Consider the following 20,258-nt stretch of genomic DNA (forward strand, 5'->3'; position numbering starts at 1 on the left):
CAGGGCCCCGGGAGGGTGGCCCCGACGTTCTCGAGGGAGGGAACACATGCCTGTGCTGACCGACACGTCCGTCCGCGACGACGAGGCCGACCTGTCCGCGGACTCCACGCCGCCGGACACCGCCGGCGCACCGCGCCGCACCCGCCTGCGGCGGGCGTTGGCGGGGGTCCTCGCCGTCATCGTGGTGACCTGCGTCGTGCTGCTCGTCTGGATGGCCGCCGGTGGCCGCTCCTCCGCGTCGGGCGCGCTCGACCTGCCCCGCGAGCGCGAGCAGGCGATGAGCCTGACCGACCAGTTCGTCAAGCGACTCGGCACCTATAGCCCCGACATGCTCGACGACTCCGGCCAGATGCCCGCCTACCGCGAGCAGGTCCGCGAGGTGATCACCCCCAAGTTCGCGGCCGACTTCGACAAGGAGGTCGCCACCGCGGAGCAGCTGGTCGCCCAGGGCGGCATCACCCGCAGCGCCGAGGTCTTCGCCACCGCGGTGTCCTCCGTCGACGACGACTCCGCGCGCGTCCTGGTGGCGGGCGCGTTCACCGACAGCTACACCCAGGGCACGGGCGACGAGGCCCGCACCGTCGACCAGGAGCCGCTGCCGTTCCGCTTCACCGTCGACCTGGTGCGGATCGAGGGGGAGTGGCTCGTCGACGACTTCACCCCGGTGAGCGCCCCGCAGGAGTCCGGTGACCCGGCGACGGGCACCGGCAGCAGCGAGGGGAGCACCCCGTGAACGACGCACCCACCTGGTACGACCTCCTCGACGTCCCCCGCGACGCCTCGACCGAGGACGTCCGGGCCGCCTGGAAGGCCCAGATCGCCGACCTCGAGCCCGGCGACCGCCGCTTCGACGCCCTCAACCGGGCCGCCAAGGTGCTCCTCGACCCGGCCGCGCGGGAGGCGTACGACGCCGGGTTGGGCGAGTCTGAGCTGGTCGAGGCTGAGCTGGGCGAGCCTGCACTGGTCGAGCCTGAGCCGGTCGAGGCAGGCGCCCCGGCGCTGACCGACGTCGAGACCGAGCGCGAGCGGAGCCGCCTGCTGCGGCAGCGCTCCAGGGACCAGGCCAGGGTGCGGCGTACCCGCGAGAAGGAGCAGCGCGCCACCCGCCCCGCTCCGACGTCGGGGGACGTCCCCTCGTGGCTGCTCGCCGGTCTCGGCGTGCTGGCCGCCGGCCTCGTGGCCGCGACGGCGTGGATGTGGACCGCCGGCGACGAGGGCGACGACTCCGCGGCGCGCGAGGCGCAGGTCGCGGCCGAACGGGCCGTCGTGCCCGTGCTGTCCTACGACTACGAGACCCTCGAGGCCGACCAGAAGGCCGCGCAGGCACTGATGACCGGCGGCTACCGCGAGGAGTACGACAAGCTCTTCACGGTCCTCGAGGACAACGCGCCCCAGACGCAGACCCGGGTCACCGCCGACGTGATCGCCTCCGGCATCGTGCGCGCCGCGGCCGACCGGGTCCAGGTGCTCGTCTTCGTGGACCGCCCGACGACCAACAAGCTCAGCGCCGAGCCGGTGGTCTACAAGGACCAGGTGACGGTGGCGATGCAGCTCGTCGACGGCGAGTGGCTGGTCGACGACCTGACGACCTCACCCGTCCAGGGGTGAGCGCCCCGGTCGGTGCGCCCGGATCGGCGCGTTCTGCTTGACCCGGGAGGCTTCGACGTTCATAGTCGACGCCAACGCGTGGCACCCGGTCTCCGGAGTTTGACCCCGCGTTTGAGGCGTGTCCTGATGTGCGCTAGTGTGGGTCCTTGCGCCTGCCCTCAGATGCCCGACGCCTTCCGGACGGCTGTTGCGGTGGTCGGCCGGCGCCGAGATCACTTGGATCATTTGTGAGGACACCTCTTGGCCGCGCGCAGCTCCGCTGGTAACCACCGTCGCACCTCTTTCGCAAAGATCACCGAACCTCTCGAGGTTCCCCCCCTCATCTCGCTCCAGACGAGCAGCTTCGACTGGCTGGTCGGCGGAGAGCGTTGGGAGGAGGAGGTGGCAGCCCGTCGGGCCGCCGGTGAGGACGTCTCCGAGAAGACCGGTCTGCAGGAGATCTTCGAGGAGATCTCCCCGATCGAGGACTTCTCCGAGACGATGATGCTCTCCTTCGACAACCCCGTCTTCCTGGACGAGAAGTACACCGAGGAGGAGTGCAAGGAGAAGGACTTCACCTACTCCCGCCCGCTCTACGTCTCGGCGGAGTTCATGAACCACGAGACCGGTGAGATCAAGGGCCAGACGGTCTTCATGGGCGACTTCCCCATGATGACCAAGAAGGGCACCTTCATCATCAACGGCACCGAGCGGGTCGTCGTGTCCCAGCTCGTGCGGTCGCCCGGCGTCTACTTCGAGTCGACCCCGGACAAGACCTCCGACAAGGACATCTTCACCGCCAAGCTCATCCCGAGCCGCGGTGCCTGGCTGGAGTTCGAGATCGACAAGCGCGACCTGGTCGGCGTACGCCTCGACCGCAAGCGCAAGCAGAACGTCACGGTCCTGCTCAAGGCCCTCGGCTGGACGACCGAACAGATCCGCGAGGAGTTCGGCCAGTACGAGTCCATGATGCTGACCCTCGAGAAGGACAGCGTCCGCTACGAGGTCGTCTACGAGGAGCTGCAGAAGAAGGCGCGGGGCGAGGCCCCGACCGCCGAGCAGGTCAACGACGAGGTCACCCGCCTCGCGCTGCTCGACATCTATCGCAAGCTGCGCCCGGGCGAGCCGCCCACGGCCGAGGCCGCGCAGACGCTGCTCAACAACTACTACTTCAACCCCAAGCGCTACGACCTGGCGAAGGTCGGCCGCTACAAGATCAACAAGAAGCTCGGCCTCCACGAGGCGTTCGACCAGCAGACGCTGACCATCGACGACGTCGTGGCCGCCATCCGCTACGTCGTGCAGCTGCACGCCGCGGGTGTCCAGGGCGAGTCCCCTGACCTGGTCGACGCTGCCGGCAACGTGGTCGAGGGCCCCGACGGCTCGCCCGTCAAGGTCCAGGCCGACGACATCGACCACTTCGGCAACCGCCGCATGCGCACGGTCGGCGAGCTCATCCAGAACCAGCTCCGCACGGGCCTGGCCCGCATGGAGCGCGTGGTCCGCGAGCGGATGACGACCCAGGACGTCGAGGCCATCACGCCGCAGTCCCTGATCAACATCCGTCCCGTGGTCGCGGCGCTGAAGGAGTTCTTCGGCACCTCGCAGCTCTCGCAGTTCATGGACCAGACCAACCCGATCGCCGGCTTGACGCACAAGCGTCGCCTGTCGGCCCTCGGTCCCGGTGGTCTGTCCCGCGACCGCGCCGGCATGGAGGTCCGTGACGTCCACCCGTCGCACTACGGCCGCATGTGCCCCATCGAGACCCCTGAAGGCCCCAACATCGGCCTGATCGGCTCGTTGGCCTCCTACGGGCGGATCAACCCGTTCGGGTTCGTCGAGACGCCCTACCGCAAGGTCGTCGACGGTGTCGTCACCGACCAGATCGACTACCTCACCGCTGACGACGAGGACCGCTACGTCATCGCTCAGGCCAACGCGCCGCTCGACGACACCATGCGGTTCGTCGAGGAGCGCGTCCTGGTCCGCCAGAAGGACGGCGAGGTCGACGCGATCCTGGCCGCCGAGGTCGACTACATGGACGTCTCACCGCGCCAGATGGTGTCGGTCGCGACGGCCCTGATCCCGTTCCTCGAGCACGACGACGCCAACCGTGCGCTCATGGGCGCCAACATGCAGCGCCAGGCCGTGCCGCTGATCACCAGCGACAGCCCGCTGGTCGGCACCGGCATGGAGTACCGCGCCGCCGTCGACGCCGGTGACGTGGTCGTCGCCGACAACGCCGGTGTGGTCAAGGAGGTGTCCGCCGACGCCATCGAGACGATGAACGACGACGGCACCTACCAGACCTACCGCCTGGCCAAGTTCCGTCGCTCCAACCAGGGCACCTGCATCAACCAGCGTCCGCTGGTCAAGGCCGGTGACCGCCTCGAGGTCGGCACGCCCATCGCCGACGGCCCCTGCACCGACGACGCCGAGATGGCGCTGGGCACCAACCTGCTCGTCGCCTTCATGCCGTGGCAGGGCCACAACTACGAGGACGCGATCATCCTCAGCCAGCGCCTGGTGCAGGAGGACGTCCTCACCTCGATCCACATCGAGGAGCACGAGGTCGACGCCCGCGACACCAAGCTCGGCCCCGAGGAGATCACGCGGGACATCCCCAACGTCTCCGAGGAGGGTCTCGCCGACCTCGACGAGCGCGGCATCATCCGCATCGGCGCCGAGGTCACCACCGGTGACATCCTCGTCGGCAAGGTCACGCCCAAGGGCGAGACCGAGCTGACCCCCGAGGAGCGCCTGCTCCGCGCGATCTTCGGCGAGAAGGCGCGCGAGGTCCGCGACACCTCGATGAAGGTGCCGCACGGTGAGTCCGGCACGGTCATCGGCGTTCGCGTCTTCAACCGCGAGGACGGCGACGACCTGCCCCCCGGCGTCAACGAGCTGGTCCGCGTCTACGTCGCGCAGAAGCGCAAGATCTCGGTCGGCGACAAGCTCGCCGGACGCCACGGCAACAAGGGCGTCATCGCCAAGATCCTGCCCGTCGAGGACATGCCCTTCATGGAGGACGGCACGCCGGTCGACGTCGTGCTCAACCCGCTGGGTGTGCCGCGTCGTATGAACATCGGCCAGATCCTCGAGCTGCACCTGGGCTGGCTCGCCAAGCAGGGCTGGGACCTCAACCTCTCCGGCGAGAAGGGCGAGTCCGACTGGAAGAAGCGCCTCATCTCCATCGGCGCCGACAAGGCCGACCCGAACACCAAGGTCGCGACCCCGGTGTTCGACGGTGCCCGCGAGGACGAGATCACCGGCCTCCTCGGGTCCACCCTGCCCAACCGCGACGGCGACCGGATGGTCAAGGAGGACGGCAAGGCCAACCTCTTCGACGGCCGTTCGGGTGAGCCGTTCCCGGAGCCGGTGGCTGTCGGCTACATGTACATCCTCAAGCTCCACCACCTCGTCGACGACAAGATCCACGCTCGCTCGACCGGCCCCTACTCGATGATCACGCAGCAGCCCCTGGGCGGTAAGGCCCAGTTCGGCGGCCAGCGGTTCGGCGAGATGGAGGTCTGGGCGATGGAGGCCTACGGCGCCGCGTACGCCCTTCAGGAGCTGCTGACGATCAAGTCCGACGACGTGCCGGGCCGCGTGAAGGTCTACGAGGCCATCGTGAAGGGCGAGAACATCCCCGACTCCGGCATCCCCGAGTCGTTCAAGGTGCTCGTCAAGGAGATGCAGTCGCTCTGCCTCAACGTGGAGGTGCTGTCGCAGGACGGCTCCACCATCGAGATGAAGGACGCCGAGGAAGACGTCTTCCGGGCGGCCGAGGAGCTCGGCATCGACCTGTCCCGCCGCGAGCCCAGCTCCGTCGAAGAAGTCTGACCGGTGGACGCGCGAAGCGCCTGTCCTCCGGAACGAGGAGACAGTCGCGCGGAGCGCGTCCACCCCGGTCAGTCCCAGCTTTTTCTCTCACGTATCTAACGAAGGACTACAGCCATCGTGCTCGACGTTAACTTCTTCGACCAGCTTCAGATCGGCCTGGCCACCGCGGACGAGATCCGCACGTGGAGCCACGGCGAGGTCAAGAAGCCGGAGACCATCAACTACCGCACGCTCAAGCCCGAGCGTGACGGCCTCTTCTGCGAGAAGATCTTCGGTCCCACCCGGGACTGGGAGTGCTACTGCGGCAAGTACAAGCGCGTGCGCTTCAAGGGCATCATCTGCGAGCGCTGTGGCGTCGAGGTCACCCGCTCCAAGGTCCGCCGTGAGCGGATGGGCCACATCGAGCTCGCCGCTCCCGTGACCCACATCTGGTACTTCAAGGGCGTCCCGTCGCGCCTGGGCTACCTGCTCGACCTGGCCCCGAAGGACCTCGAGAAGGTCATCTACTTCGCGGCCTACATGATCACCTCGGTGGACGAGGACGCCCGTCACCGCGACATGGACTCCCTCGAGAACAAGGTCGGCCTGGAGCGCGAGCGCCTCGAGAAGCGTCGCGACACCTCCGTGGAGGACCGCGCCAAGAAGCTCGAGGAGGACCTCGCCACCCTCGAGGCCGAGGGCGCCAAGGCCGACGCCAAGCGCAAGGTGCGCGACGGCGCCGACCGCGAGATGAACCAGCTCCGCGACCGCGCCAACCGTGAGATCGCGCGGCTCGAGGAGGTCTGGGACACCTTCAAGAACCTCAAGGTGCAGGACCTGCTCGGCGACGAGCTGCTCTACCGCGAGATGAAGACCTGGTTCGGCAAGTACTTCGAGGGCCACATGGGCGCCACGGCGATCCAGAAGCGCCTCCAGGACTTCGACATCGAGGCCGAGGTGGAGTCGCTGCGCGACACCATCGCCAACGGCAAGGGCCAGCGCAAGGTCCGCGCCCTCAAGCGCCTCAAGGTCGTCGACGCGTTCCGCAAGACCGGCAACCAGCCCATCGGCATGGTGCTCGACGCCGTCCCGGTGATCCCGCCGGACCTGCGCCCGATGGTCCAGCTCGACGGTGGCCGCTTCGCCACCTCCGACCTCAACGACCTCTACCGCCGCGTCATCAACCGCAACAACCGTCTCAAGCGACTGCTCGACCTCGGCGCTCCCGAGATCATCGTCAACAACGAGAAGCGGATGCTGCAGGAGGCCGTCGACAGCCTCTTCGACAACGGTCGTCGCGGCCGTCCGGTCACCGGGCCGGGCAACCGCCCGCTCAAGTCGCTGTCCGACATGCTCAAGGGCAAGCAGGGTCGCTTCCGCCAGAACCTGCTCGGCAAGCGCGTCGACTACTCGGGTCGTTCGGTCATCGTCTCGGGCCCGCAGCTCAAGCTCCACCAGTGCGGCCTGCCCAAGCAGATGGCGCTCGAGCTGTTCAAGCCGTTCGTGATGAAGCGCCTCGTCGACCTGTCGCACGCGCAGAACATCAAGTCCGCCAAGCGGATGGTCGAGCGCGCCCGCCCGGTCGTGTGGGACGTCCTCGAAGAGGTCATCACCGAGCACCCCGTGCTGCTCAACCGTGCCCCCACCCTGCACCGCCTCGGCATCCAGGCCTTCGAGCCGCAGCTGATCGAGGGCAAGGCCATCCAGATCCACCCGCTCGTGTGCGGCGCGTTCAACGCCGACTTCGACGGTGACCAGATGGCCGTCCACCTCCCGCTGTCCGCGGAGGCGCAGGCCGAGGCCCGCATCCTGATGCTGTCGACCAACAACATCCTCAAGCCGTCGGACGGCCGTCCGGTGACCATGCCCTCGCAGGACATGATCATCGGCCTGTTCTGGCTGACCACCGACCGTGAGGGCGAGCCCGGCGAGGGTCGCGTCTTCTCCAGCCCGGCCGAGGCGATCATGGCCTTCGACCGCCGCGAGATCACGCTGCAGAGCAAGATCCGCATCCGCCTCACCGACGTCGTCCCGCCGCTCGACCTCGAGCTCGGTGCCGACTGGGAGGAGCGGACCGCGATCCTGCTCGAGACCACCCTGGGCCGCGTCTACTTCAACGACACGCTCCCGGCGGACTACCCGTTCGTCAACGAGGAGGTCGGCAAGAAGCGCCTCGGCGCGATCGTCAACGACCTCGCCGAGCGCTACACCAAGGTGCAGGTCGCTGCCTCGCTCGACGCCCTCAAGGACGCCGGCTTCCACTGGGCCACGCGCTCGGGTGTGACCGTCTCGATCGACGACGTCACCACGCCCGACAGCAAGGCCGAGATCCTGGGCCGCTACGAGGCGCAGGCCGAGAAGGTCCAGAAGAACTACGAGCGCGGTGTGATGACCGACGACGAGCGTCGTCAGGAGCTCATCGAGCTGTGGACCCAGGCTGCGGCCGAGGTCGGGCGGGCCATGGAGGCCAACTTCGACCGCGCCAACCCGATCTACATGATGGTCGACTCGGGTGCCTCCGGAAACATGAACCAGATCCGGCAGGTCGCGGCCATGCGTGGACTGGTGGCCAACCCGAAGGGCGAGATCATCCCGCGCCCGATCAAGGCCAACTTCCGCGAGGGACTCACCGTCCTCGAGTACTTCATCGCCACCCACGGTGCCCGCAAGGGTCTCGCCGACACCGCGCTGCGCACCGCCGACTCGGGCTACCTGACCCGTCGTCTGGTGGACGTGTCGCAGGACGTCATCATCCGTGAGGACGACTGCGGCACCGAGCGCGGCCTGCCCAAGCGGATCGACGACGAGCACGTGGAGACCTCGGCCTACGCCCGGGCCTCCGCCGTCGAGATCACCCACCCGGAGACCGGCGACGTGCTCGCCGCCGCCGGCGAGGACCTCGGCGACGTCAAGATCGGCGAGCTGGTGGCGGCCGGCATCACGGAGGTCAAGGTCCGCTCGGTCCTGACCTGCGACGCCCGCACCGGCACCTGCGCCAAGTGCTACGGCCGCTCGCTGGCCACCGGCAAGCTGGTCGACATCGGTGAGGCGGTCGGCATCATCGCCGCCCAGTCCATCGGTGAGCCCGGCACGCAGCTGACCATGCGTACCTTCCACACCGGTGGTGTGGCCTCCGCCGACGACATCACGCAGGGTCTGCCCCGTGTGGTCGAGCTCTTCGAGGCCCGCTCGCCCAAGGGTCGTACGCCGATCTCGGAGTCTGCCGGTCGCGTGAAGATCGAGGAGACCGACAAGGCCCGCGTCGTCGTGGTCACCCCCGACGACGGCTCCGAGGTCCAGGAGATCCCGGTGTCGAAGCGCTCGCGCCTCAACGTCGAGGACGGCGACCACATCGACGTGGGTCACCACATCACGTCCGGTACGCCCGACCCGCAGGACGTCCTCCGCATCCTCGGTGTCCGCAAGGCCCAGGAGCACCTCGTGGACGAGGTCCAGGAGGTCTACCGCTCGCAGGGCGTGGCGATCCACGACAAGCACATCGAGATCATCGTGCGGCAGATGCTGCGCCGCGTGACGGTCATCGAGTCCGGTGACACCAACCTGCTCCCGTCCGACCTGGTCGACCGGGTGCGGTTCGAGGAGGAGAACCGGCGCGTGGTCTCCGAGGGCGGCAAGCCGGCCTCGGGTCGTCCGGTCCTCATGGGCATCACCAAGGCCTCGCTCGCGACCGAGTCGTGGCTCTCGGCGGCCTCCTTCCAGGAGACCACCCGGGTGCTCACCGACGCCGCGATCAACGGCCGCTCCGACAGCCTCCGTGGCCTCAAGGAGAACGTGATCATCGGAAAGCTCATCCCGGCCGGCACCGGCCTCGAGCGCTACCGCAACATCCGGGTGGAGCCCACCGAGGAGGCGCGCGCCGCGGCCTACTCGGTCACCGGCTACGACTCCTACGACTACGACTTCGGTCCGTCGTCGCAGGCCGTCGCGCTCGACGACTTCGACTTTGGCTCGTACCAGAACTGATCGCGAAGCGATCAGCTCTGGTGTGACGAGCCAGATCGAGTAGCACCAACGCCCGCCCTCGCTTGCGAGGGCGGGCGTTGTGCGTATCGAGATCCACCAGTGGGCGTCCGAGATCGACCAGGGTGCGCAGCAGCCTCACTGACCAGCGGGGTCGCCGGCTACGGCGCGAGCGCGCGCACCCACCCGGCGAGCGTGCGCTGCACGCGGGCCGCGAGCTCGATGACCGGGTCGGCAGCGTCGGCGCCGCCGAGGACCCGCAGCTCCCAGGCGCCGTACCACGCGACGTAGGCGCCCACGAGCACGAGCAGCAGTCCCGAGACGCGGGGGATCCATCGGCCGGTGCGCCGCAGCCCGGTGACGAGCCCGCGACGGGCCAGCGCGACGGCCACGGCCGCGACGCCGACGAGCAGGCCCATGCCCACGCTGTACGCGACGAAGAGGCCGACCCCCTCATCGGTCGAGCCCGAGCGGAAGCTCGTCACCACGATCGCGAGGAACGGCGCGATCGAGCAGGTGAGGCTGGCCGCGGCGTACGACATGCCGAACCCGACCATGGCCGGCACCCGCCGGGTGACCGGCCGGCCGCCAGCGCGCCCCACCTGCAGGCGGGGCAGCTCCCGGCCCGCGAGCAGCCACAGGCCGGCCAGGGCGACCAGGGCGCCGAACACCGTGGTGAACCACGGCAGGTACTGCTGGGCCTGGGCCGCGACCGGCGAGACGACCAGGCCGAAGACCCCGAAGACGGCCACGAAGCCGACCGTCATCCACGCGGTCAGCCACAGCGCGCGGCCGACCGACCGCGCCGGCCCCGGCGCGTCGTCGCCGAGCACGAGCACCGAGAGGTAGGCCGGGAGCAGCGCGAAGCCGCACGGGTTGACCGCCGCCAGCATCCCCGCCGCCACGGCGAGGGTCAGGGTGTCGCCCACGGTCAGCCGAGCACGGCCTCGACCTCGGCCGCGAGGTCGTCCTCGCCGCCGTAGCCGGCCTCGAACGCGATCTCACCGTCGGCGTCGAGGACCACGAAGGAGGACTGCTCGGTGACCCCGAAGCGCTGCCACAGCACACCGTCGACGTCCTCGAGGTGGGTGATCCCCTCGACGTCTCCCGCGAACCCGGCGATGGCCTCGGCGCTGTCGAGCGAGCCGACGCCCACGACGGCGACCTCGTCCCCGTAGGTGCGGGCGAGCTCCTCCACCTGCGGCACCTGGCCGCGGCAGGTCGGGCACCACGGTGCCCAGAACCACAGCACCGCCGGGCTGCCGGCGAGGGAGGCGCCGTCGAACTCCTCACCCGCGACGGTCGTGGAGGTGAAGTCCAGCAGCTCGGGGACGGTCGCGTCGGGTTGCCCGGCCCCGTCTGCGGCCCCGGAGGCGTCGGGGGACTCGCCGGGCGGGTCGACGGGGGACTCGCTGGTCGCGGCCGGCGCGTCGGCGGAGGTGGTCGCCTCGCCACCGCAGGCGGCGAGTGCGACGGCGAGCGGCGCCACGATGGCGTGCGCGAGGCGTCTCATGGATCCAGCATCCCAGCGCGGTGCTGGCCCGCGGGTGGTCCCGGGATTACGAGACGCTTACGGCGGCCACCTAGAATTTGCCCGTGCAGATCCCCTCCTCGACCGACGTGCTGGTCGTCGGCGCCGGCCCGGCGGGTTCCGCTGCCGCGGCCTGGGCCGCCCGCGCCGGCCTCGACGTCGTGCTCGCCGACGCGGCGACCTTCCCGCGCGACAAGACCTGCGGGGACGGGCTCACGCCCCGCGCGATCGGGGAGATGCAGAAGCTCGGCCTCGAGGACTGGCTGCGCGCCCACACCGTCAACCAGGGCCTCCGCGCCCACGGGTTCGACCAGACGCTGCTGCTCCCGTGGCCGGGAGGGTCGCACCCCGACTGGGGATCGGCCGTCGCCCGCACCGAGCTCGACGACCACCTGCGCACGGTGGCGATCAAGAGCGGCGCCCGCGCGATCGACGGCGCCCGCGCGGTCGGCGTACGCCGCGAGGGCGAGCGGATCGCTGCGGTCGAGTTCCGGGGCTCGCAGGCTCGCACCTCGACAAGCGACGGGGACGGCCCCTTCGAGATCGCCTGTCGCTGGCTGGTCGTCGCCGACGGCGTCCGGTCGCCGCTCGGCAAGCTGCTGGGTCGCGAGTGGCACCGCGACACCGTGTACGCCGTCGCCGGGCGCTCCTACGTCGACTCCACCGCCTCCGACGACCCGTGGATCAGCTCGCACCTCGAGCTCCGCGACGAGCAGGGCGAGCTGGTGCCGGGCTACGGCTGGATCTTCCCGCTGGGCGACGGCACGGTGAACCTCGGTGCCGGCACGCTGGCGACCAGCAGGCGGCCCGCCGAGGTCGCGATCAAGCCGCTCATGCAGACCTATGCCGACACGATCGGGCCGGACTTCGGCCTGTCGGGCGAGCTTCGGATGCCGACGTCGGCGCTGCTGCCCATGGGAGGAGCAGTCAGCAACGTCGCCGGCCCCAACTGGGCGCTGATCGGCGACGCCGCGGCCTGCGTCAACCCGCTCAACGGCGAGGGCATCGACTACGGCCTCGAGACGGGCCGCCTGGTCGCCGAGCACATCGCCGGCGGCACCGGCCTCGGTGAGGCCTGGCGGGCCACCCTCGTGGAGCACTACGGCGAGTCCTTCTCCATCGCCCGCCGTCTCGCCGGGATCGCCACCCAGCCCCGGGTCGTGGCCGCCCTCGGCCCGGCCGGCATGCGGTCCGACTGGCTGATGACGCTCGCCCTGCGCTGGATGGGCAACCTCGTCGACGAGGCCGACCGCGACCGTGCGGCTCGCGTGTGGCGCTGGGCCGGGCGCCGGTCGATGGCCCGCGACGCGCGCCCGCCGTTCTCCTGATGCGACCGGGCGCGTGAGCGACGGCCATCCGCCGCCCCTGCGGCGCCGAAGCAGGACCGTGGGCAGGACCTCGGACAGTGCGACGGACAGCGCGACGAGCAGCGCGACGGACAGCACGGTGCGCACGGAGCGGACCTACCGGGCCGCCGTACGGATCGGGCGCGTCGGCCTGCGGGCGCTCGACATGACGGTCACCGGGACCGGCGCCGAGCACGTCCCGCGGACCGGGCCGGTGCTGCTCGCGGCCACGCACGTGTCCTACCCCGACTTCCTGTTCGTGCAGGGGGCCGTCCGGTCGTCGGGTCGCTTCCTGCGGTTCATGACCCGCCACGACGTGTGGAACGTGCCCGGCGTGGCGCAGGCGATGACGCGGATGCGGCACGTCCCCGTCGACCGGCAGGCGCCGGCAGGGGCGTACGTCGGGGCGCGGCGGCTGCTGCGCGAGGGCGAGGCGGTCTGCGCGTTCCCCGAGGCCGGGATCAGCTGGTCCTACACGGTCCGGTCCCTCATGCCCGGCGTGGCGGGCCTGGCCCGCGAGACCGGCGCCCCCGTGGTGCCGGTCGCGATCTGGGGGTCCCAGCGGGTCTGGTCGGTCGGGCTGCCCGACGAGCGGGGCGGGAAGCCGCGGCCCGACCTGACCCGCGGGCGCCGGATCGACGTGTCGTTCGGCGAGCCGATGACGATCGGTCCGGGCGAGGACATCGCCGGGTGGACCCGCCGGCTGGGGGAGGTGCTGACCGTGCAGCTCGAGGAGCTGCAGCGGCTCCCGCACCACGTGCCCGCACCCGGCGAGCACGCCCCGTGGCACCCGGCCCACCTCGGTGGGCACGCGCCCACCCGGGCCGGGGCGGCGCACCTCGACGTGGTGCCGCGGTCCGCGATCAGGCCGACGTGGGGGCCGAGCTAGCGGAGTCGTCCCGGCGTCGTCGGGCGTCGCGCCGCGCCTCGAGCCAGCCGAGGGGGTTGGTGAACGGCTCCAGCACCCGGCGTACGGGCGGGGAGGCGAGCAGCAGCGTCAGGGCCACCGCGCCGAGCATGGTGAGCACCAGGCCGGTGATCGGGTAGGAAGCGGTGAAGTCGGGCCAGCCGAGCGCCTTGAACGTCTTGATGACGAAACCGTGGAAGAGGTAGACCACCATCGTGGCGGTGCCCATCGTGGTGAACCAGCCGAGGCTGCGCCGCGGCACCAGCGACATCGCCGCGAAGGCGCCGAGCAGGCCGACCATCATCACCGTCAGCCGGGTCTGGAAGACGAACTCGTTGTCGATCGGGATCTCGGAGTAGCCGGTGTCGTACCAGAGCAGCGCCGACTCCGCCCACGTGTCGGTGTAGACCGCCATGATCCCGATGCCCACGAGCATCGGCACCGCCGCGACCTTCACCCACACGTCGTCGAGGTGCGCGAGGTGGCGGGGCTTGAGGTGCAGGCCGAGCACGAAGAACGGCAGCAGGCCGAGGAAGCGGGGGATCATCAGGGCCTCGGTGTCCCAGATCCCGCCCACCAGGCTGACGATCACCGACAGCGGCAGGAAGAGCCAGTGCGACGTGAGGATCGGGGTGACCAGGCGCCACATCAGCAGCACGATGAGGTACCACATGGTCCAGTGCGGCTCGAACCACAGCGGACCCGTCACCCCTTCGTCGACCACCTCGCGGCGGTAGTAGAACAGCGCCGGCTCGAAGAGCAGGTAGGGGATCGCGAGGGTGTAGACCAGGCTCTTCATCCGGCGGCGGTCCCACTCGAAGGACTTCGAGAGGTAGCCGCTGATGAAGACGAACGCCGGGATGTGCCACAGGTAGATGAAGTCGTAGACCCAGTGGCTGCCCGCGGTGTCCTCGACGAGCCCGATGGCGTGCCCGACCACGACGAGGGTGACCAGGACCATCTTGACGTTGTCGAGCCACGGGTCGCGGGACGGGGGAGCCACGGCGCTCACCGTACTTCACTAGGTTGGGCGCATGGGATCCCTGCCGAGGCGACAGCGCGTGGCGGCGTACGCCGTCATCCTGCGCGAGCGCGAGGGCCGCGTCGAGATCCTGCTGAGCAGGCTCGCACCGCGGGTCTCGCGCGCCGAGCTCTGGACGCTGCCGGGCGGCGGCGTCGACCACGGGGAGGACCCGCGGGACGCGTTGATCCGTGAGGTCCACGAGGAGACCGGCCTCGCCGCGGCCGTCGGAGACCGGGCCCGCGTCTACAGCGCACACATGCCCCGGTCCCCGCGTGACGGCCAGCTGGTCGACGCCCACGCGATCCGCCTCGTCTACGAGGGCTGGGTCTCCCCGGACTCGCCGGCGCCGCGGGTGGTCGAGGTCGACGGCTCGACCATCGAGGCCGCGTGGCGCCCCCTCGACGACATCGCGTCCGGCGCGGTGCCGGTGGCATCGGTCGTGACCGAGGCCCTCGTCGACCACCAGCCGTTCCGCCTGCAGCGCGTCGCGGCGTACGCCCTCGTCACCCGCCGACACGGTGGGCGCGAGGAGCTGCTGCTGACCCGCCTGTCGCCGCGCGCCGCGCACCCGGGCAGGTGGACGCTCCCGGGCGGGGGCGTCGACCACGGCGAGCACCCGTCGCTCGCGCTGGCCCGCGAGGTCGAGGAGGAGTGCGGGCTCCCGTGCCGCGTGGGCGAGCTCGTCGGCGTGCACGACACCCACTTCGCCGGCACCGCCCCGTCGGGGCGCATCGAGGACTACCACGGTGTCCACCTGGTCTACGCCGCCGCCGTCGACGACGGGGAGCCCCGCGTGCTCGAGCAGGACGGCACCACGGACGCCGCCGCCTGGGTGTCGGTGGGCGACATCGACTCGGGCGCGGTCGACGTGCTGGAGCTGGTCCGCTGGGCCCTCGACCGCAACCGCTCGCCTGCGCCGGGGGGCGGTCCACCGGATGCCGGCCGACGGCCGCCCCCGACCTAGGATGGACCCATGAACCCCCGCCACCGCCGACTCGTGATCCCGGTCGCGCTGGGGGCCCTCATCCTCATCGTCGTCCTCGCCGCCATCCTGTGAGCCGCACCGGTGGATGACGAGCTCACCACGGTCCGCTCGGCGATCCTCGACGCCGACCACCTCGTCCGCGCGCTGGGCAGCGGCCGTCGCAAGGGACAGCCGGTGCCGCGCGTCGGCGACCGGGACGTACGACGCGTCGAGGTCCGCGTCGTCGACCTCAAGGCCGGTCGCCACCTGCAGGTGACGTCGTACGACGCGACGCAGGCGCACACCGCCAACCACCGCCTCGGCGAGGCCGCCGAGGCCGCGGTCGACGCGCTGCTCGCCGAGCCCTTCGCCAACTGGCACGTCGACACGGCCACGGCGACCCTGCAGCTGCGGGTCACCAAGAAGGGGGTGCCCCTGCTGCACACCTCGGCCCGCGCCGAGGAGGTCGAGCCGGCGCGCGGGCACGACCGGCCCAAGGACCGGCTGCTGGCCGAGGACGACCCGGTCCTGGTCGCGCTGGGCATCAGCGACGCGCAGGGCCGGGTGAAGCCGACGCGGCAGGCCAAGTACCGCCAGGTCGAGGAGTTCGTCCGGCTGCTCGACGCCGGCCTCTCCGACGCGATCGCGCAGGGACGCGTACGCACTCCCACGACCGAGGAGCCGCTACGGGTCGTCGACCTCGGGTGCGGCAACGCCTACCTCACCTTCGCCGCCCACGCCCACCTCAGCCGTCGGTGGCCCGTACGGATGACCGGCGTCGACGTGAAGCAGCAGTCCGCGGACCACAACGCGCAGGTCGCCGAGCGGCTCGGCATCGACGCCGACTTCGTGGTCGGCTCGATCGCCGACGCGCAGCTCGAGCTCGCGCCCGACGTGGTGCTGGCCCTCCACGCCTGCGACACCGCGACCGACGACGCGCTCCACCGGGCGCTGGAGTGGCAGGCCCCCCTCGTGCTGGCCGCGCCCTGCTGCCACCACGACATCGCGGCGCAGCTCCGCACGGCCGAGGCGCCCGGCCCCTACGCGATGCTCACCCGCCACGGCATCCTGCGCGAGCGCTTCGCCGACACCCTCACCGACGCGCTGCGGGCCTCGCTGCTGCGCCGCGAGGGCTACCGCGTGGACGTGGTGGAGTTCGTCGAGAGCGCCCACACGCCCCGCAACACCCTCCTGCGGGCCGTCCGGACGGGTGCCGAGGGTGCGGGCGCGTCCCGCGAGTACGACGAGCTCCTCGCCGCGTGGGGCGTGCGGCCCCGGTTGGGCGAGCTGCTCGGCGAGTGAGGCTCCACCACCTCCACGCGGCTACGGTGGCCACGTGCGAGCGGGACGGGTGGCGGTCGGCGCGTCGGTGGGAGTGGCCGTCGCGCTGCCCTTCCTGCTGGGCGCGGCTGTAGGGGCACCGGACCCGGCCGGCACGCCGGTCCTCCGCTTCGGTGACCCCGACATCGTCGAGTCAAGGGGGCTGGCCTTCAGCGCCACCACGCGGGGCGGGCTCGTGCACACCGTCAACGACTCCGGCGACTCCGGGCGCGTGTTCACCGTCGACACCGCCACCGGCAGCACGGTCGGCGTGACGTCGTGGGACGCCGACCCCGTCGACGTGGAGGCGCTCGCCCCGGCCGGTCGCGGGCACGTCTGGGTGGCCGACATCGGCGACAACCGGCGCGTGCGCGACTCCGTCGAGGTGCTGCGCGTCCCGGTCGGGCCGGGCGAGCGGACCGCCACCCCGGAGGCGTACGAGCTCGTCTACCCCCACGGCGCGCGGGACGCGGAGGCGCTGCTCGCCGACCCGCTGACCGGGCGGCTGCACGTGGTCACCAAGGGCGTCTTCGCCGGGGAGGTGTACGCCGCCCCGACGCGGCTGCGTGCGGACCGGCCCAACCGGTTGGTCGAGGTCGCCGAGGCGCCCGGCATCGTCACCGACGCGACGTTCCTGCCGGGTGGCGGAGGCGTCGTGATGCGGACCTACTCGGCGGCCCACCTCACGGCGTACCCGTCGTGGCAGCCGGTGGCGTCGTGGGAGCTCCCCCCGCAGGACCAGGGCGAGGGGATCGCGTACGCCGTGGGGCAGGTGCTGGTCAGCACCGAGGGTGCGCGGTCGGAGGTGCTCGCCGTCGACCTCCCGGCGGAGGCGGGCCCGACCGACCTGGCGGGTCCGGCCTGGACCGCGCTGCGCTGGCTCGCGGTCGCGAGGGGTGCCCCGCTCCAGCCCTAGGCCAGCGCGGCGTCCAGCGCTGCCTGCACGTGCAGCGTCGTGCACGGGAACACCGGCAGCTCGACGTCGGCCTGCTTGACCAGCAGCTCGAGCTCGGTGCAGCCGAGCAGCACGCCCCCGGCCCCGGCGTCCCACAGCTCCTCGATGATCGAGACCACCCGGCCGCGGGTGCGGGGCAGAACCACGCCGTGCACGAGCTCCTCGTAGATGGCGTCGTTGAGGAAGTCGTGGTGCGAGGCGTCGGGGACCAGGACCGACAGGCCGTGGCTCTCGAGCCGGTCGACGAAGAACGACTCGGACATCGCGACCTTGGTGCCGATCAGCCCGACCTTCTCCACCCCGGCGGCCTTGACGGCCTCGGCGACGACGTCGGCCAGGTGCAGCACGGGGATGTCGACGGCCTCCTCCACCTGGTCGGCCACCTTGTGGAAGGTCGTCGTGCACAGCAGCAGGAAGTCGGCGCCCGCGCGCTCGACGCGGCGCGCGGCGTCGGCGAGCAGCAGCCCGACCTGGTCCCAGCGCTCGTCGTCCTCGAGGTGGGTGACCTCCGCGAAGTCGACGGTGGTGAGGGCGAGCTTCGGCGAGGACAGCCCGCCGAGCCGCTCCCGCATCCCGAGGTTGAGGTCGCGGTAGTAGACCGCGCTGCTCTCCCAGCTCATGCCGCCGACGAGTCCGATGGTCTTCACGCGTGGCAGTCTGCCATCTACCCGGTCCGGTGCACCTTGTGTGCCGCAGCCTGGGCACGCGGCTTGATCACCAGCTCGTCGACGTCGACGTGGGAGGGCCGGGTCGCGACCCACGCGATCGCGTCGGCCACGTCCTCGGCGAGCAGCGGCTGGTCGACCCCGGCGTACACCGCCTCGGCACGCTCGCGGTCGCCTCCGAAGCGCACGAGGGCGAACTCGTCGGTGCGCACCATGCCGGGTGCGACCTCGCTGATCCGGATCGGCTCGCCGTTGAGCTCCAGCCGCAGGGTCTGGGTGACGACCTTCACGGCGTGCTTGGCGGCGGTGTAGCCGCCGCCACCCTCGTACGCCCAGCGCCCGGCCGTCGAGCCGACGTTCACGACCACGCCGTCGCCGCTGGCGCGGAGGGCGGGCAGGAGCGCCTTGGTCACCCGGACGAGCCCGAGCACGTTGACGTCGTACATCCAGCGCCACGCGTCGAGGTCGGCGTCGTCCACGCGGTCGATGCCCACGGCGCCGCCGGCGTTGTTGACGAGCACGTGGCAGACCGGGACCGCGGCGGCGAGCGCCTCGACGGAGGCGGCGTCGGTGATGTCGCAGGTGACGGCCACGCCGCCGATCTCGGCGGCGAGCTGCTCGATCCGCTCGGTGCGCCGGGCGGCGCACACGACCCGGAACCCCTGCGCGGCGAGCGCGCGTGCGGTCGCGGCGCCGATGCCGCTCGAGGCTCCGGTGACGACGGCCGTGCGGGACTGGGCGCTGTCAGCGGCCGGTGGGGTGCTCATGCCCCCATCCTGCCAAGATGTGCCGGTGATCATCGCGGCGGCTGACGGTTCGGCACTCGGCAACCCCGGCCCCGCCGGGTGGGCGTGGTACGTCGACGACGGCTGCTGGGCCTCGGGCGGCTGGCCCCACGGGACCAACAACATGGGCGAGCTGATGGCGGTGCTCGATCTCCTGCAGCAGACCGCCCACCTCGACGACGACCTGCACGTCTTCTGCGACAGCAAGTACGTCATCGACTCGGTCACCAAGTGGATGCCGGGGTGGAAGCGCAAGGGCTGGAAGAAGGGCGACGGCAAGCCCGTCCTCAACGTCGAGCTGATGAAGGCGATCGACGCGGCCATGGAGGGCCGGCGCCACCGCGTCCACTTCGAGTGGGTGAAGGGCCACGCCGGCCACGAGCTCAACGAGGCGGCCGACAGGCGGGCCAACGCGGCGGCTGTGGCCTACCAGCGCGGCGTGGAGCCCGACCCCGGTCCGGGCTTCAGCGGGAGCACCACCGCCCACCCGGCCGCCGAGGTCGGTCAGGTCGAGCCGGAGCCCGACCTCTTCTCGGGTCTCGCCGCCGACGACCTCGACGTCGCGCCGACCGACGAGGAGCACGTGGTCGCGATGGAGCGCGCGCTGCTCAGCGACGAGGTGCGCTCGGACCGTGCCGCGGTCGCCGCCCTCCTCCACCCCGACTGGCGGGAGGTGGGTCGCTCCGGCCGGCTGTGGACCCGCGAGGAGACCCTCGACGTGATCGGTCCGATCGAGCCGATGGGCTTCGAGGTCGTCTCCGTCGACCGCCTCGGCCCCGACACGATCCTGTTGCTGTGGCGTACGTCCACCGACGAGCGTTCCACCCTGCGCAGCACCCTGTGGGTGCGCTCGGGCGGACAGTGGCAGGCCCGGTTCCACCAGGGCACCGACGAGCCCTGATCCAGCCCGTGGGGGTGTGGCGTGGCACACTCTCGGGGTGTCTCCCGCCAGGCTGGCCGCCGTCCTCTCGCTCCTGGGTGGTGCGCTGTGGATCGTCCACGCGCTGCTCGGGGGCGGCAGCGACCCGCTCGCCAGCACCCTCCACTTCGTCGGTCTCGCGTGCGTGATGGCCGCCTCGGCCGTCTTCGGCTCCACGCTCGTCAAGAGCGACGCCGTCGCGATGCGTGCCGTGGTGGCGATCGCATCCGGACTGCTCGCCCTGTCGCTGATCGAGGCGTTCCGGCCCGCCGACTCCGCCTGGTACGACGGGTTCTGGGGCGTGGTCGCCGCGCTGCTCGGCGGCATCGCGCTGCTGCGCGGGCGCGGCAGGCCATCCGGTCGGCCGTCCGCCGGCGCGCACGCCCGCTGACTCCCACCCCGGGAGGGTGTGTCGAAGGTCGCGGGAATCCCCGGGCCGCCCGCGCGGTTGT

The 20,258-nt window shown here is 71.2% G+C and carries 16 protein-coding genes; 11 read left to right on the top strand and 5 right to left on the bottom strand.

From position 1 onward, the window contains the following. Positions 1-46: 46 nt before the first annotated feature. The 4 genes from AC57BS_RS14010 (at position 47) to AC57BS_RS14025 (ending at position 9,393) form a co-directional block, all read left to right on the top strand. The gene (locus AC57BS_RS14010) at positions 47-733 is read left to right on the top strand and encodes a hypothetical protein (protein ID WP_496412061.1); all 687 of its coding nucleotides are present in this window, start codon (positions 47-49) and stop codon (positions 731-733) included. Beyond that, positions 730-1,608, top strand: coding sequence for a J domain-containing protein (locus AC57BS_RS14015; RefSeq protein ID WP_496412062.1), 879 nt, complete (start codon positions 730-732; stop codon positions 1,606-1,608). Before AC57BS_RS14010 ends, AC57BS_RS14015 begins: the two co-directional genes overlap by 4 nt. A 240-nt stretch (positions 1,609-1,848) precedes the next feature. Further along, positions 1,849-5,430: a DNA-directed RNA polymerase subunit beta gene (gene rpoB / locus AC57BS_RS14020; RefSeq protein WP_496412063.1), complete on the top strand. Its 3,582-nt coding sequence runs from the start codon at positions 1,849-1,851 to the stop codon at positions 5,428-5,430. Between the two features lie 117 nt (positions 5,431-5,547). Further along, a complete protein-coding gene (locus AC57BS_RS14025; protein ID WP_496412064.1) occupies positions 5,548-9,393 on the top strand; it encodes a DNA-directed RNA polymerase subunit beta' in 3,846 nt (1,281 codons plus the stop codon). Between the two features lie 158 nt (positions 9,394-9,551). On the opposite strand, the gene AC57BS_RS14030 is transcribed toward AC57BS_RS14025, so the two are convergent. Both AC57BS_RS14030 and AC57BS_RS14035 read right to left on the bottom strand, forming a co-directional pair. Beyond that, positions 9,552-10,319, bottom strand: coding sequence for a cytochrome c biogenesis CcdA family protein (locus AC57BS_RS14030; protein ID WP_496412065.1), 768 nt, complete (start codon positions 10,317-10,319; stop codon positions 9,552-9,554). Positions 10,320-10,321: 2 nt separating this feature from the next. Further along, positions 10,322-10,903 (bottom strand): TlpA family protein disulfide reductase, encoded by a 582-nt coding sequence (locus tag AC57BS_RS14035; RefSeq protein ID WP_496412066.1) that lies wholly within the window; start codon positions 10,901-10,903, stop codon positions 10,322-10,324. A gap of 83 nt (positions 10,904-10,986) precedes the next feature. Here AC57BS_RS14035 and AC57BS_RS14040 point away from each other — a divergent pair, with 83 nt between their 5' ends. Continuing rightward, positions 10,987-12,249 (top strand): geranylgeranyl reductase family protein, encoded by a 1,263-nt coding sequence (locus AC57BS_RS14040; protein WP_496412067.1) that lies wholly within the window; start codon positions 10,987-10,989, stop codon positions 12,247-12,249. Between the two features lie 118 nt (positions 12,250-12,367). After that, positions 12,368-13,156: a lysophospholipid acyltransferase family protein gene (locus AC57BS_RS14045; RefSeq protein ID WP_496412068.1), complete on the top strand. Its 789-nt coding sequence runs from the start codon at positions 12,368-12,370 to the stop codon at positions 13,154-13,156. Here AC57BS_RS14045 and AC57BS_RS14050 read toward each other — a convergent pair. Further along, positions 13,131-14,177 carry an acyltransferase family protein gene (locus tag AC57BS_RS14050; protein ID WP_496412069.1) on the bottom strand — a complete coding sequence of 349 codons (1,047 nt, stop codon included), beginning with the start codon at positions 14,175-14,177 and terminating at the stop codon, positions 13,131-13,133. The genes AC57BS_RS14045 and AC57BS_RS14050 overlap by 26 nt on opposite strands. A gap of 31 nt (positions 14,178-14,208) precedes the next feature. On the opposite strand from AC57BS_RS14050, the gene AC57BS_RS14055 reads away from it, so the two are divergent. The 3 genes from AC57BS_RS14055 to AC57BS_RS14065 all read left to right on the top strand — a co-directional run bounded on the left by AC57BS_RS14055 (position 14,209) and on the right by AC57BS_RS14065 (position 17,398). Continuing rightward, entirely contained in the window at positions 14,209-15,162 is a 954-nt protein-coding gene (locus tag AC57BS_RS14055; RefSeq protein ID WP_496412070.1) for an NUDIX domain-containing protein, read from the top strand. A gap of 102 nt (positions 15,163-15,264) precedes the next feature. Continuing rightward, positions 15,265-16,464 (top strand): class I SAM-dependent methyltransferase, encoded by a 1,200-nt coding sequence (locus AC57BS_RS14060; protein WP_496412071.1) that lies wholly within the window; start codon positions 15,265-15,267, stop codon positions 16,462-16,464. Positions 16,465-16,498: 34 nt separating this feature from the next. After that, on the top strand, positions 16,499-17,398 hold the full coding sequence (locus AC57BS_RS14065; RefSeq protein ID WP_496412072.1) for a hypothetical protein: 900 nt from the start codon (positions 16,499-16,501) through the stop codon (positions 17,396-17,398). Here AC57BS_RS14065 and AC57BS_RS14070 read toward each other — a convergent pair. Both AC57BS_RS14070 and AC57BS_RS14075 read right to left on the bottom strand, forming a co-directional pair. Continuing rightward, on the bottom strand, positions 17,395-18,084 hold the full coding sequence (locus AC57BS_RS14070) for an aspartate/glutamate racemase family protein (protein ID WP_496412073.1): 690 nt from the start codon (positions 18,082-18,084) through the stop codon (positions 17,395-17,397). The two genes, AC57BS_RS14065 and AC57BS_RS14070, sit on opposite strands and share 4 nt — an antisense overlap. A gap of 17 nt (positions 18,085-18,101) precedes the next feature. After that, positions 18,102-18,869 carry an SDR family NAD(P)-dependent oxidoreductase gene (locus tag AC57BS_RS14075; protein ID WP_496412074.1) on the bottom strand — a complete coding sequence of 256 codons (768 nt, stop codon included), beginning with the start codon at positions 18,867-18,869 and terminating at the stop codon, positions 18,102-18,104. Between the two features lie 25 nt (positions 18,870-18,894). Here AC57BS_RS14075 and AC57BS_RS14080 point away from each other — a divergent pair, with 25 nt between their 5' ends. Together AC57BS_RS14080 and AC57BS_RS14085 are read left to right on the top strand one after the other, a co-directional pair. Then, complete coding sequence (locus AC57BS_RS14080; protein ID WP_496412075.1) at positions 18,895-19,788, top strand: RNase H family protein; 894 nt, start codon at positions 18,895-18,897, stop codon at positions 19,786-19,788. Positions 19,789-19,825: 37 nt separating this feature from the next. Next, a complete protein-coding gene (locus AC57BS_RS14085) occupies positions 19,826-20,197 on the top strand; it encodes a hypothetical protein (protein WP_496412076.1) in 372 nt (123 codons plus the stop codon). Positions 20,198-20,258: the final 61 nt, after the last annotated feature.

It is taken from the genome of Nocardioides sp. BGA-UO-ETr-FS32 (genome assembly GCF_059567905.1).